This window comes from Bradyrhizobium barranii subsp. apii (assembly GCF_011516635.5).
Lineage (GTDB): Bacteria > Pseudomonadota > Alphaproteobacteria > Rhizobiales > Xanthobacteraceae > Bradyrhizobium > Bradyrhizobium barranii.
Genome location: NZ_CP096255.1, coordinates 5,411,005 through 5,423,324, shown reverse-complemented (window position 1 = coordinate 5,423,324; position 12,320 = coordinate 5,411,005). Strand labels below are relative to the sequence as shown.

Annotated in this window: 16 protein-coding genes; 6 read left to right on the top strand and 10 right to left on the bottom strand. The window is 64.4% G+C overall.

What is annotated here, in order from left to right; translation table 11 throughout:
• Positions 1-27 precede the first annotated feature (27 nt).
• The 4 genes from HAP41_RS25755 to HAP41_RS25740 all read right to left on the bottom strand — a co-directional run bounded on the left by HAP41_RS25755 (position 28) and on the right by HAP41_RS25740 (position 3,909).
• Positions 28-954 carry a dihydrodipicolinate synthase family protein gene (locus HAP41_RS25755; RefSeq protein WP_166096502.1) on the bottom strand — a complete coding sequence of 309 codons (927 nt, stop codon included), beginning with the start codon at positions 952-954 and terminating at the stop codon, positions 28-30.
• Between the two features lie 73 nt (positions 955-1,027).
• A complete protein-coding gene (locus tag HAP41_RS25750) occupies positions 1,028-2,011 on the bottom strand; it encodes a TRAP transporter substrate-binding protein (protein WP_038936090.1) in 984 nt (327 codons plus the stop codon).
• Positions 2,012-2,035: 24 nt separating this feature from the next.
• Positions 2,036-3,301, bottom strand: coding sequence for a TRAP transporter large permease (locus HAP41_RS25745; RefSeq protein WP_063983439.1), 1,266 nt, complete (start codon positions 3,299-3,301; stop codon positions 2,036-2,038).
• Positions 3,301-3,909: a TRAP transporter small permease gene (locus HAP41_RS25740; protein ID WP_135213851.1), complete on the bottom strand. Its 609-nt coding sequence runs from the start codon at positions 3,907-3,909 to the stop codon at positions 3,301-3,303. The genes HAP41_RS25745 and HAP41_RS25740 overlap by 1 nt, the downstream gene beginning before the upstream one ends.
• Positions 3,910-4,140: 231 nt before the next feature.
• Here HAP41_RS25740 and HAP41_RS25735 point away from each other — a divergent pair, with 231 nt between their 5' ends.
• The gene (locus tag HAP41_RS25735; protein WP_166096503.1) at positions 4,141-4,833 is read left to right on the top strand and encodes a GntR family transcriptional regulator; all 693 of its coding nucleotides are present in this window, start codon (positions 4,141-4,143) and stop codon (positions 4,831-4,833) included.
• A gap of 126 nt (positions 4,834-4,959) precedes the next feature.
• Here HAP41_RS25735 and HAP41_RS25730 read toward each other — a convergent pair whose 3' ends face one another.
• From HAP41_RS25730 to HAP41_RS25720, 3 genes are read right to left on the bottom strand one after another with little or no spacing between them, the layout of a single operon-like run.
• A complete protein-coding gene (locus HAP41_RS25730; protein ID WP_063983437.1) occupies positions 4,960-6,318 on the bottom strand; it encodes a TRAP transporter large permease in 1,359 nt (452 codons plus the stop codon).
• Complete coding sequence (locus HAP41_RS25725) at positions 6,315-6,869, bottom strand: TRAP transporter small permease (RefSeq protein ID WP_063983436.1); 555 nt, start codon at positions 6,867-6,869, stop codon at positions 6,315-6,317. Before HAP41_RS25725 ends, HAP41_RS25730 begins: the two co-directional genes overlap by 4 nt.
• Positions 6,866-7,888, bottom strand: a complete 1,023-nt coding sequence (locus tag HAP41_RS25720; RefSeq protein WP_063983435.1) for a TRAP transporter substrate-binding protein — start codon at positions 7,886-7,888, stop codon at positions 6,866-6,868. Before HAP41_RS25720 ends, HAP41_RS25725 begins: the two co-directional genes overlap by 4 nt.
• 297 nt (positions 7,889-8,185) lie before the next feature.
• Between HAP41_RS25720 and HAP41_RS25715 the strand changes: the two genes are divergently transcribed.
• Positions 8,186-8,428: a pentapeptide MXKDX repeat protein gene (locus HAP41_RS25715; RefSeq protein ID WP_028150975.1), complete on the top strand. Its 243-nt coding sequence runs from the start codon at positions 8,186-8,188 to the stop codon at positions 8,426-8,428.
• Between the two features lie 137 nt (positions 8,429-8,565).
• Here HAP41_RS25715 and HAP41_RS25710 read toward each other — a convergent pair whose 3' ends face one another.
• Positions 8,566-8,913 (bottom strand): DUF6481 family protein, encoded by a 348-nt coding sequence (locus HAP41_RS25710; protein WP_071914157.1) that lies wholly within the window; start codon positions 8,911-8,913, stop codon positions 8,566-8,568.
• Positions 8,914-9,176: 263 nt separating this feature from the next.
• On the opposite strand from HAP41_RS25710, the gene HAP41_RS25705 reads away from it, so the two are divergent.
• The 3 genes from HAP41_RS25705 (at position 9,177) to HAP41_RS25695 (ending at position 10,653) form a co-directional block, all read left to right on the top strand.
• On the top strand, positions 9,177-9,404 hold the full coding sequence (locus tag HAP41_RS25705) for a hypothetical protein (protein WP_028150973.1): 228 nt from the start codon (positions 9,177-9,179) through the stop codon (positions 9,402-9,404).
• 68 nt (positions 9,405-9,472) lie between these two features.
• Positions 9,473-9,697, top strand: a complete 225-nt coding sequence (locus HAP41_RS25700; RefSeq protein WP_166096504.1) for a hypothetical protein — start codon at positions 9,473-9,475, stop codon at positions 9,695-9,697.
• Positions 9,698-9,870: 173 nt separating this feature from the next.
• Positions 9,871-10,653 (top strand): hypothetical protein, encoded by a 783-nt coding sequence (locus tag HAP41_RS25695; protein ID WP_166096505.1) that lies wholly within the window; start codon positions 9,871-9,873, stop codon positions 10,651-10,653.
• 99 nt (positions 10,654-10,752) lie between these two features.
• On the opposite strand, the gene HAP41_RS25690 is transcribed toward HAP41_RS25695, so the two are convergent.
• Positions 10,753-10,911: a hypothetical protein gene (locus HAP41_RS25690; RefSeq protein WP_028161343.1), complete on the bottom strand. Its 159-nt coding sequence runs from the start codon at positions 10,909-10,911 to the stop codon at positions 10,753-10,755.
• A gap of 608 nt (positions 10,912-11,519) precedes the next feature.
• On the opposite strand from HAP41_RS25690, the gene HAP41_RS25685 reads away from it, so the two are divergent.
• Positions 11,520-11,738, top strand: coding sequence for a hypothetical protein (locus tag HAP41_RS25685; RefSeq protein ID WP_063983431.1), 219 nt, complete (start codon positions 11,520-11,522; stop codon positions 11,736-11,738).
• A 147-nt stretch (positions 11,739-11,885) separates the two neighbouring features.
• Here HAP41_RS25685 and HAP41_RS25680 read toward each other — a convergent pair whose 3' ends face one another.
• Positions 11,886-12,140, bottom strand: a complete 255-nt coding sequence (locus tag HAP41_RS25680) for a hypothetical protein (protein ID WP_063983430.1) — start codon at positions 12,138-12,140, stop codon at positions 11,886-11,888.
• Positions 12,141-12,320: the final 180 nt, after the last annotated feature.

Here is a 12,320-nt window from a genome sequence, read left to right as displayed (position 1 = left end):
GCTTTGCCCACCCTACGAGACCTTCGCCTACGCCGCCTTCAGCCCGACATCCGGCAGGCGCGGCCGGTTCTTGAGCGCCTTCGCCATCATCGCCTCGACCTCGGCCTTTTCCTGCGGCAGCAGCGCGAGGCGGGGCGGGCGGGTCAGCGCGGTGCCGCGGCCCATGATGTGCTCGCACAGCTTGATGCACTGGACGAGGTCGGGGCGTGCGTCGAGGTGCAGCAGCGGCATGAACCATTCGTAGATCGGCATGGCCTCGGCGAAGCGGCCGGCCTTGGCAAGGCGAAACAGCGTCTCGCCCTCGCGCGGGAAGGCGTTGGACATGCCGGAGACCCAGCCCACCGCGCCCATGGCGATGCTCTCGACGATGACGTCGTCGAGCCCTGCGAACAGCACGAAGCGGTCGCCGACCATATTCCTGGTGTCGATGAAGCGCCGCGTGTCGCCCGAGGAATCCTTGAAGCAGACCACGGTCTCGACGTCGACGAGCGAGGCCAGGATGTCGGGGGTGACGTCGTTCTTGTAGATCGGCGGGTTGTTGTAGAGCATCACCGGCAGGTCGGTCGCGCTGGCAACCGCGCGGAAATGTGCGGCGGTCTCGTGCGGTTTCGACGAATAGACCAGCGCCGGCATCACCATCACGCCGTCGATGCCGACGCGCGCGGCTTCCTTGGCGGTTTCGACCGCAAAGGCGGTGGTGAATTCGGCGATGCCGCATAGCACGGGCACGCGGCCGGCCGCGACGGATTTCGCCGTCTCCATGATCGCGACCTTCTCCTTGCGCTCCAGCGAGGTGTTCTCGCCGACCGAGCCGCAGACGATCAGACCGGAGACGCCGTCGCGGATCAACCCGTCCATGACCTTGGCGGTGGCGTCGATGTCGAGCGAGAGATCATCGTGGAATTGCGTGGTGACGGCCGGGAAGACGCCTTCCCAGGAAACGCGGCGGCTCATGATGTGACTCCAAGTGAGTTTGCCGGCGGGGGGCTGGATCCGCCGGCTGTGGTGAAGAGGATGGCGAATGGGATCAGAGCGTCGCGCCGACCTTGCGCAGCTCGGCGAGAACAGGTGCCTTGGGCAGCCAGATCTTGTCGAACTCGGCGATGACAGCCTCGGTGTCGCCGGGCGGGACCTGGCGGATCGGGATCGGCGCGTTCTTGAAATTCTCGATCAGCGCGGGCTCGTTGGAGGCCAACTCGTCGATCTGCGCGTCCAGCGTCGACTTCACCGTCTTGGCAATCAGCTCGCGGTCGGCTGCGGGGAGCGTCTGCCAGACCCGGCCGGAAACGACCGCGGCCATCGGCATGAAGACGGCGTTCATCTGCAGGATCACTTTGGAGACCTTGTCGAAGCGCTGGTTCCAGGAGAATTCGAGATCGGCCTCGAGGCCATCGACCTGGCCGTTGGCCATCGCGTCGAACACCTGCGGCGTCGGGATCGGCGTCGGTGCGGCACCGAGCGAGGAATAGAAGTCGCGATAGACCGGCGTCGGGTTGATGCGCAGCTTCATGCCCTTGATGTCGGCGAGCGAGTTCAGGTCCTTGGACGAGAACACCGCGCGCATGCCGGTGATGCCCCAGCCGAGGCCGATGGTGCCGGTCTCCTGCGGCAGCACATCGAACAGCTTCACGGCCGCCGGATGCCGCACGAATTTCGCGACCGCAGGCGTCGAGCGGACGATGTAGGGCGCATTGATCGCGGCGATGTGCGGCACGCGCGAGCCGAGCTCGGCGGCCTGGATGAAGCCCATGTCGAGCGCGCCGGACTGCAATTGCTGCATCATCGCGGGCTCGTTGCCGAGCTGGCCGGAATGGAACACGGTCAGGGTGAGCCGGCCGTTGGTGGCCGCCTTGAGATCGTCGCCGAACTTGAGCGCCGCCTTGTTCCAGGAATGGCCGTTGGGCGTGATCAGGCCGAGGCGGAATTCCTTGGCCTGGGCAAGCGCCAGCGACGGTGCGAACACCGAGGCGGCGGCACTGGCGGCGAGAAAGCGGCGGCGTGAAAGCGGCATGGTCGGGCTTCCTTTTGAACGGGCCTATTTGATGAGGATCAGCGAGAGCGAGGGGTAGAGCGAGAGCAGCACCAGCAGGACGCAGGAGATGACGAAGAAGGGCAGCGTCACCATGAACATCTTGCCGGGCTTGGCGCCGGTGACGGCGGCCGCGACGAAGAAGCAGAGCCCGACCGGCGGCGACAGCAGGCCGAGCACGAGGTTGATCACGACGACCACGCCGAAATGCCGGGGATCGATGTGGTAGACGTCGGTTGCAACCGGCAGCAGGATCGGCACCGTCATGATCAGGCCGGGAATGCCGTCGATGACAGTGCCGATGATCAGCAGGATGACGTTGCAGATCAGCATGAAGCTGACCGGGTCCTTGGCGGCGGACTGGATCCAGCCGGCGGTTTCCTGCGGCACCTTGCCGAAGATCAGGACCCAGGAGAACACCGCCGCGGCCGCCACCAGGAACAGCACGATCGCCGAATAGATGGCGCTGCGCAGCATCATCTGCGGCAGCTGCGAGAACTCGAATTCCCTGGTCCAGTATTTCCCGACGAGTGCGGCGGCGACCGCGCCGACCGCAGCGGATTCCGTCGCATTGGCGAGGCCGCTGAGGATAGTGCCGACGATGACGATCGGGATCAGCAGGGTGGGTGACGTCCGCAGGATCGTCATGACGCGCTGGCGCGGCGTCTGATAATCGGCGCGCGGATAGTTGTAGACGTATCCCATCAGCGCGATGACGAGGCAGAACATCACCGTGAGGATCACGCCCGGCACGATGCCGGCGATCAGCATGTCGCTGACCGAGACCTGCGCGAGCACGCTGTAGACCACGAACATCACCGACGGCGGAATGATCGGGCCGAGCATGCCGCCATAGGCGGTCAATCCCGCCGCGAAGGTCTTGTCGTAGCCCTTCTTCTCCATCTCCGGCACCATGATCTGGGCCATGATCGCGACCTGCGCGGTCGCCGATCCCAGGATCGAGGAGATGAACATGTTGGCGAGGATGTTGACGTAGGCGAGCCCGCCCTTGAGCGAGCCGACGAAGGCCATCGCCATGTCGACGATGCGCCGCGTGATGCCGCCGCCGTTCATGATCTCGCCGATCAGGATGAAGAGCGGAATGGCGATCAGGCCGTAGCTGTCGACGCCGCCGAACAGCTGGAGCGGATAGGACTGGAACAGCACCGGATTGCCGGATGCTGCGATGTAGACGAGGCCGGCGAGGCATAGGCAGAGGCCGATCGGCACGCCGACCAGCATGATCGCGACGAAGGCGGCTGACGTGATCATCAGTTGACCCCGTCGAGTTCGGAGAGCGCAAAGCCCTTCGGCGGCGTGCGCGGGACCAGTTCGAGATCTTCCAGCAGGTTGGCGAGGCCGTGGATGGTCATCGAGACCGCGAAGATCGGCAGCGTCAAATAGAGCACCCAGGTCGGCCAGTTCAGCGTCTGGGTGTGCTCGGTGTAGAGAAAGTTGAAGGTCTCAGCCGCGAGCTTGCGCCCGTCGAAGCCGGCGCGCGCGAGACCAATCGGGTCCATCCAGAGCACGCAGGTCACGATCAGTGCGATTCCGAACGCGACGACCATGCCGGTCGAGATCACCTTTGCGATCTTCTGGTGCCGCGGCGAAAGACGTTCCGTCAGCATGGTGACGGCGAAATCGAGCCGCAGCCGCGTCATCGCCGAGGCGCCGACGAAGGTCAGCCAGACAACGCAATAGACCGCGGATTCATCGATCCAGTAGATCGGGAAACGCGCGTAGCGGGTGACGACGTTCACCAGGATCAGCCCGGTGAGCAGGTACATCAGGCCCATCAGCGCGACGCGCTCGACGGCGAGCAGGGCACTGGACGCGCGGACGACCATGTGTCGAACGCTGAGTGCGCGCGTGGCCGGCATCGTCTGCTCGATCATGAAAGAGGCCCCGACCCCTGAGAAATCTCGTGCTATCGGCAAATGTATAATTTATACATTTGGCGTGTCAAACGGAGATTGCGGTCATTTCGGCGGCAGGACGCGCTTTTGCTGGGCACTGGCTTTTGCCGGGCCGCACACTTTTGTTGGGCCCCTCAACATGCAAGAGAGAGACCGCTTCGGCCGGATGAGTCGGGAAGGACAACAGAAGGTCAGATGAAACAGCCTCTGAAGCATCGCACGCTGTCGGCCGCGATCGTCGACCAGCTCAGGCAGGCGATCCTCGACGGCACCTATCCGGCCGGATCGCAGCTACGGCAGGACGCACTTGGCGAGGCCTATGGCGTCAGTCGCATCCCGGTGCGCGAAGCGCTGTTCCAGCTCGAAGCCGAAGGCCTGGTGCGCATCGTCCCGCAGAAGGGCGCGATCGTCTCGGAGCTGTCGCTGGACGAGATCAACGATGTGTTCGACCTGCGCGGAATCCTGGAGCCACGCCTCCTGGCGCAATCGGCGCCGCGTTTCACCGCCGATGATTTCAGCGGGCTCGATGACATCCACAAGAGCTTCGAGAAGGCGATCAAGGCGCGTAATGTCAGCGAATGGGGCCAGCTCAACGCCGATTTTCACATGGCACTCTACGTTCACGCCCCGCAGCCGCGTACGCGCGCGATCGTGCTGTCACTGCTCCAGACCAGCGACCGCTACACGCGCCTCCAGCTCTCCAACACCAAGGCGATGGGGACCGCCGAAAAGGAGCACGCCCATCTGATCGCGCTCTGCCGCGCGCAGAAGGTCGAGGAGGCCTGCCGGTTCCTGGAGCGGCACATCGAGGCCGTGCGCAAGGATCTGTTGCAGGTTGTGGCCGGCAGCACGATCGCGCCGAAGTCACGGCGGAAGGATAAATCGTAGAGATCTTAGGGTTAGCTCGTAGGGTGGGCAAAGCGAAGCGTGCCCACCACTTTTATCGGGATCGAGGAGAGATGGTGGGCACGGCGCTGCGCGCCTTTGCCCACCCTACGGCAATTGCGATCGCCTCTACCTGCTCCCGTCCGGCCCCATCACCAGGTCCGGCAGGCCGGTCGAGATTCCCGGGAAGAAGCACAGCAGCAGCACCGCGAGCATCATCAGCAGCACGAAAGGCAGGGTGCCCCAGATCACCTCGCGCAGGGGAATATCCGGCGCGACGTTGCGGATGACGAAGATGTTGAGGCCGACCGGCGGATGGATCAGCCCCATCTCCATCACGATGGTCATGACTACGCCGAACCAGATGATGTCGAAATTGGCGGCGCGGAGCGGCGGCAGGATGATCGGCGCGGTCATGAGAATAATGGAGACCGGCGGCAGGAAGAAGCCGAGCACGACGACCATGACGAGGATCGCGAACAGCAGCTCCCAGCGCGGCAGGTGCATCGCGACGATGGATTCGGCGACCGATTGCGAGATGTGCAGATAGCTCATCACGTAGGAATAGAGCAGCGACATGCCGATGATCATCATCAGCATGGTCGATTCCCGGATCGTCGACTTCAAGATCGGGGCGAGGTCGCTCGGCCGCCACACGCTGTAGATCGCCGCGATCAGCGCCAGCGCGAGGAGGCCGCCGAGGCCGGCGGTTTCCGACGGCGTCGCGTAGCCACCATAGAGGGCGATCATGACGCCGGTGAGCAGCAGCACGAAGGGGATTACACGCGGCAGCACGCTGAAGCGTTCGGCCAGCGTGTATTCGTCGCGGGCCAGGATCGCAGCCTCAGGCCCGCCTTTCTCAAAGATCGCCTGCGCCGCGGCATATTCCTGGCGGAAGCGGATCACCGCATAGGCGCCGAACAGGGACACCAGCAGCAGGCCGGGCCCGATGCCGGCGAGGAAGAGACGGCCGAGCGATTTTTCCGCGGCGACCGCGAACAGGATCATGGTGATCGAGGGCGGCAGCAGAATGCCGAGCGTGCCGCCGGCGGCGATGATGCCGGCAGCAAATCCGCCGGAATAGCCGCGCTTGCGCATCTCGGGGATGCCGGCCGATCCGATCGCCGAGCAGGTCGCAGGGCTAGAGCCCGCCATCGCCGCAAACAGCGCGCAGGCGAACACGTTGGCGACGCCGAGGCCGCCGGGGACGCGATGCAGCCAGGCATGCAGGGCCGAATAGAGATCCTGGCCGGCGCGCGATTTGCCGATCGCGGCGCCCTTCAGGATGAAGAGCGGGATCGACAGCAGCGTGATCGAGGCCATTTCCTCGTAGACGTTCTGCGTCACCGTATCCAGGGACGCGGCCGGCATGTAGATGCCCATGAACACGACCGCGACCGCGCCGAGCGCGAACGCGATCGGCATGCCTGAGAACATCACGACCAGCGTCGCGATACCGTAGGCGAGGCCGATACCGAAAACGCTCATGGACGCCTGGCTCCTGCGAAAGGCAGCGCAAGCTGCACGAGGATCTGGATGCAGAGCAGGCTCATCCCGAGCGCCATCAGCGAATAGGGAATGGCGAGCGGCGGCGACCACATCGAGTTCGAGACCTGACCGTCGACATAGGCTTCATGGGTCAGCGTCCAGGACTTCCAGGCGAAAAAGGCGCAGAACAGGAACGTCGCAGCATCGACCAGCCAGAGCCTGATCCGGTTCGCGAGCGGCGACAGCAGGCCGACAAAGGCCTCGATGCCGATATGGCCGCGGTTCTGCTGCACATAGGCCGCCGTCATGAAGGTGGCGCCGACCAGGAGGAATACGGCGGCCTCGTCCTGCCAGTAATTGGCGGCCTTGAACAGGGCGCGGCTGAGCACGCTGTAGCTCAGGATGGCGCAGGCCGCGATCAGCGCGATCGCTGCGAACACGACGATGATGGTGTTGAGGACGGCGAGACCGCGATCGATCGCCGCCGCAAGGCCGGTCCCTGCGGCAGCGTTCGCCTGGTCGTCACGATCCGGAAGCGGACCGTGGCTCATGCGCCGACGTCGGAGGCGAGCTTGAGCAGGTTGGCGGCGGTCGCGGTCTTGGCGCCGTAATCCTTCCACGCGGTGTCGCGGGCGATGTCGCGCCATTTGCCGACGGTGGCGGCATCGAGCGCACTGACCTTGGCGCCGGCCTTCTCGTAGACCTTGGCGACCTCGACGTCGTCGTCCTGCGCGCCCTTGCGGCCGAAGGCTTCGAGCTCGGTGCCGACCGCGAGCAGGACGTCCTGCTGGTTCTTCGGCAGCTTGTCGAAGATCGCCTTCGACATCATCAGCGGCTCGAGCATGAACCAGTAGGAGGCACCCGCACCGGAGGTCAGCGACTTCGCGACCTCTTCGAGCCGGAACGAGATCAGGCTGGTCGAGGAGGTGATGCCGGCATCGCAGGCGCCGGTCTGCATCGCCGCGTAGATTTCGTTCGACGGCACCGAGAGCACCGAGGCGCCGGCGGTCTGGAGCACCATGTCCATTTCGCGCGAGCCGCCGCGCACCTTCATGCCCTTGGCATCTTCAGGAGCGACGATCGGCTTGGAGCGGCTGGCGACGCCGCCGGCCTGCCACACCCAGGTGAGCAGGATGATGCCCTTGTCGGCGAGGAAGTCGGTCAGCGCCTTGCCGACCGGCGCCTTCTTCCAGCGCATGCCCTGGTCGTAGGTGGTCACGAGGCCCGGCATCAGGCCGATATTGGTCTCCGGCAGCTCGCCACCGGCGTAAGGCATCGGATAGAGGCTGATGTCGAGCGCGCCCTTGCGCATCGCGGAGAACTGCGCGTTGGTCTTGATCAGCGAGGAGTTCGGATAGATTTCCGCGGCGATGTCGCCTTTGCTGCGCTTGGCGACTTCAGCCGCGAACATGCGGCAGAGCCGGTCGCGGAAGTCGCCCTTGTCGATGGTCCCTCCCGGGAATTGATGCGAGATCTTCAGCGTGGTCGCGGCATGCGCGGTACCAGTGCCGAAGCGAAGAATGGCGGGTGCGGCGACGGCGGTCGCGATCAGATGACGGCGCGTGAGCATGGTGTATCCCCTTGGACGGCCCTTGGCCGGTTCTTGTTTGGTGTGAGGTGGGCTGGGTCCTTGAGACCAGCGCATAGGTCCATCCTAGCCGGTCTCTCACCCAATATTCTCTCATCTGATAGTTCGAGACCGAATGCCGGGGCAAGTGCCGGCCTTGCTGCAGTGCACACGGAACATCCTCGCAGCCGGCCCGCAGAAATTTTGTCAGTGGGCGCGTAACAACGCCAGCGGGCAATCCGTCGAGATCAGATAGCGGCGTCCGTCGCTGACAAACACCATCTCGAAGGGAAATCACTCATGACCATTCGCACCCGCATCGTGCTCGGCGTCTCGGCTGCCGCTCTGTCGCTTGGCCTCGCGCTGTCGCCGGCCGCTTTTGCCCAGGACAAGATGGGCAAGGACGACGGCATGATGAAGAAGGACACGATGTCCAAGGACGGCATGAAGAAGGACACCATGTCCAAGGACGACGGCATGAAGAAGGACCACATGTCGAAGGACGGGATGAAGAAAGACGACGGGATGATGAAGAAGAACTGATCTTCCGCCGTCGTCGCGGCGTCTGCGAAGGCAGACGCGCGCTTGGAAGTCCGAGGGCGGTCACATGGACCGCCCCCAGCGATGTTTCAGTTCAACTTCACTTGAACGCGACGTGAGTTGAACGTGACTTGCGAACGTTACTTCCGCTTGGCCTTTCGGGCAGCGTAGCGGGCGTCGCGCTTGGCCTTTTGCTCGGCCTCGACTTCAGCCTGCTTGGCGATCGCTTCTTCCGCTTCGCGGGCGATACGCGCGGCTTCGGCCGCTGCAGCTTCTTCCGCAATACGCTTCTGCTCGGCCTTCTCGGCTTCGCGCGCGGCCTTTGCCTCTGCGCGCTTGGCCGCGAGCGCCTCGCGCTCAGCACGACGTGCCGCCACCGCCGGATCATCCAGCCCGGGCTGCGACTTGAATTTGTTCAAAAGATTTTTGCGCGCTTCCTGCGCCGCCTTTTGCCGGTCTGAAAACCCGGGTTCCCTAAATCCACTCACGGGCCTTGCCTTCCTCGCTTTCAATCCTACATCGGTGACTGTTGGTACGTCGGCTGGGCATAGCAGGCACCACGCGACGCAGAAGCGTGTACATCGGCGCGCGTCGCGAAGCCACCCATAATCGCAGCCGATCAGGTAGACGAAAAATCGCCAGCCCCGACGATCTCTCGTAGCCCGGAAAAACTGCCGAATTGTGATGTCCTTCATAGAGGACCACACGGAGCGGCGCCTAGCGTCCGCCCGGTACGAGACGGAGCACGGGCATGATGATCTCAAGACTGAGCCCGAAGGCGCTCGCGATCGCCGTCGCGGTGGTCGCCTTGGCTGGCGTCGCACTGTTGCTCGCCCGCCCGAAGCCGATCGAAAGTGCCGTCCTCGGCGCGGATTGGGAATGCACCCAGACCGCATTCTTGCTGACGACCTGCGCACCGCGGGCCACACCGGCGGTCGAAACCTCGCGCAAGGATGCGATCCGGCAGACCCGGGGCTGAACGATCGAGGGATGTGACGCGACGTCGCAGAGGTGGTAAAGCCGGCTCACCCCTGCGATCGGCCAGTCATGTCCAAGTCTGAGTCCAAGCCCGAACCGGGCAAAAAGCCCAAATCCCTCGCAAAACCTCAATCCGGCGACAACCGTCGCGGCGCGATTGCCGGATTGATCATCGCGCTCGTGATCCTCGGTGTCGGCTGGTGGCTCGCCCGCGATCTCACCGCGGCCAGCAAGATGCAGGACTGCCTGATGTCGGGGCGGACCAACTGCAATGTGATCGAGCCGGCGCGCTAGAACGGTTCCGCCGCGCCCCCAGGGCCGAAAATTGCCGTGATCTTAATCATTTGTAACGGGACTTAGCTGACCAAAGCAGGTCAGTTATGTCCGCCGGCATCAGCCAGGCGCGAGGCGAATCGTCTATCGCGCTAGGCACCACGGCAATCGCGAGAGTAGGGGGTCAAGCACGCATGAGTGCGTCCAGTCGCATGAAGATCATTATTCCCTTGGTTTCGGCCATGTCCCTTGTCGCGCTTTCGGCGCAGGCACAGGACTCATTGCCGCCAAGACCCCAGGCCCAGACGCCTGCGGGGCCCGGCGCGGGCGCGCCGCCCCAGAACAATCAGAACATGCGCAAGGGCCCCCCGCCGCAGCAGGCGGCCCGGCCCGCGCAACAGCCCGGCGGCCAGCCCCACGCCGGCGGCCCCGGTCCCGGCCCGCACGGAGCAGGCGGCCCGCCGCCCGGACGCAATTACGCCAGGGGCCCCGCACCGGAGCGCGACTGGGGCGGACACGCCTATCGCGGCAATCGCGCCTGGGATGGCGGGCGCTGGCGCCACGAGGTCCGCAACGGCCGCTCCGGCTGGTGGTGGGACGTCGGCGGCGTCTGGTACTATTATCCGCAGCGGATGGCCGGCCCGCCGGCCTACATCTCCGAGGATTACTTCGACGACATGCCGGTGGCCTATGCTCCGGCGCCGCCTCCCATCGCCTACGAACCGCCGCCGCCTCCGCCACCGGCTGATCCCGGCGCAAGCGCACTTGGCGGCGCCATCGTCGGCGGCGTGCTGGGCGGCCTGATCTCGGGCAACGCCTCGGGCGCGGCCGCGGGTGCCGTGATCGGCGGCGCCACCGGCGCGATCGCCGGCGCCACGGCTGCCTCGCGGCCCGGCTATTATTTCGCCCAGGGCAATTGCTACTACCGCTATCCGAGCGGCCAGTATGTGCAGGCCGATCCTCGCGCGTGTTACTGAGGCTTCAGGCAAGGTCTGAAACAAGGAGGCGGGCGCAGGCCCGCCTCCTTTTGTCTGGGCACGTATTGTTTGCTGACGCGATACTGATCGCTTCGCGCGTCACACCAGCCAGTTGAAGAACGCGATCGCGGCCCAGACCAGGCCTGCGATCCAGGCCAGCATCACGATACCGATGGTGGCAAGAAACGTGGCGCCGAACAGGTCGGGCCTTGCGCGTCGTGTCGGGACGTGAGCCTCGGCTGCTGCTTCCTGTGTCATGATGGACCACCCATGCCCTCTCGCGGTGGTGCGAGCGGTTGAGTTCTGTTTAGCCGAGACGCCGGTTGCAGGCTGTGACGCAGTTCACAGATGCGTCAGGGTGGGTTCGGACGACGCGAAGCCACCCCGCATTCATACGGACGAAATTGCCATCGGTCCGTCCATATCGGTCGGTTAGGTTCGGCCTCATGTGCCCCAAGTACGACCCACAGCACGAAGCCGAGGCGGCGATGAAGCGGGCCGCGGCGTCCGCCGACGGCGCCGACCGGCAGAGACTGATCCAACTGGCTCTGGCCTGGCATCAGCTCGCCCGCGACCGGCGCGACGAGCAGACGGACTAATCGCATCCTCGGCGAGATCTCGCGTCAATGGCCGGCCGAGGTCGGGACGCTGGTTGGCCTGCATGAGAAAGCCCCGTGCTCGGGGGGACAAGCACGGGGCCCTTCAAAGCCGACCGGGGCTGGCGGGTCGGCAGCACTCCATTTCGTTGCAGCCAGCGTGCTGGTCGTGATCTCGTTCGCGGCGCTACGCATTTCGTCGCGCCGTGGTTCGCTGCGACTGACGTTGCGCGGTTAGGAACATCCGTTCCCCGTCGACGTTGGCCGGCTATGACAGACCCCGAATTGCGCGCGCAGTCTTTCGAGATCGCCTGGAAATATCTCGACCAATCCGGCCTGCTCACCGGTGAGCCCAATGATTCAGCCCGCTTCATCCTGAACAGGATCGACCGGTTGATGCTGCGCGGCGAGCGGCGCAGGCTGCTGCTGTCGAACGCCGCGATCGATGCGTACCGATTGCGGCCCGTGCTCGTGACCTCGGATGCATGAACGAACCGAGCCAGCGAAACGCGGCATTAATGAATGCGCGCTGCCGATTTTTGCGATGACGATTCGTGCTTTTGGAACGAAGCGGAGTCGGACCGTGAACAAAAGAAAGGCCGCTTAGGCGTCGGCTGATCTGGTGCTGCGCCTGACTCAATCGATCGCCAGGCAGTGCTCCAGATGTGGCTCCGAGTCCGCCTTCTGGCGGCTTGGACGCGCCCAGGCCTGAATAGCGAAGGCAAGTTGATGCTGACTGGCCGCCGCGTCCGCAATGGAAGCCCGCGCCGTCTCGATGCGCCGTGTGATCACGCTGGAGTTCACGACGCCAGCGTCGATTGCCAAATACGACATCGCGATCACGGCAACCGCAGATGCGATAGCCATTCTCGTCCACTCGGTTGGCAGCATCGAATTCCCTATCGGGCGCACGTCGCCCGGCGCATAGATAGGGTTCGTCTGTCCGGTTCAAAGACCGGGGCGAGGGTACCCACGTATTCGTGAAGTAATGAGGATTGGTAACTGTGCGTCCGTCACGTCGATCAAGCGGCACCGAAATTCCGGCAGCGCGAATCGAAATCGTCCACGGGA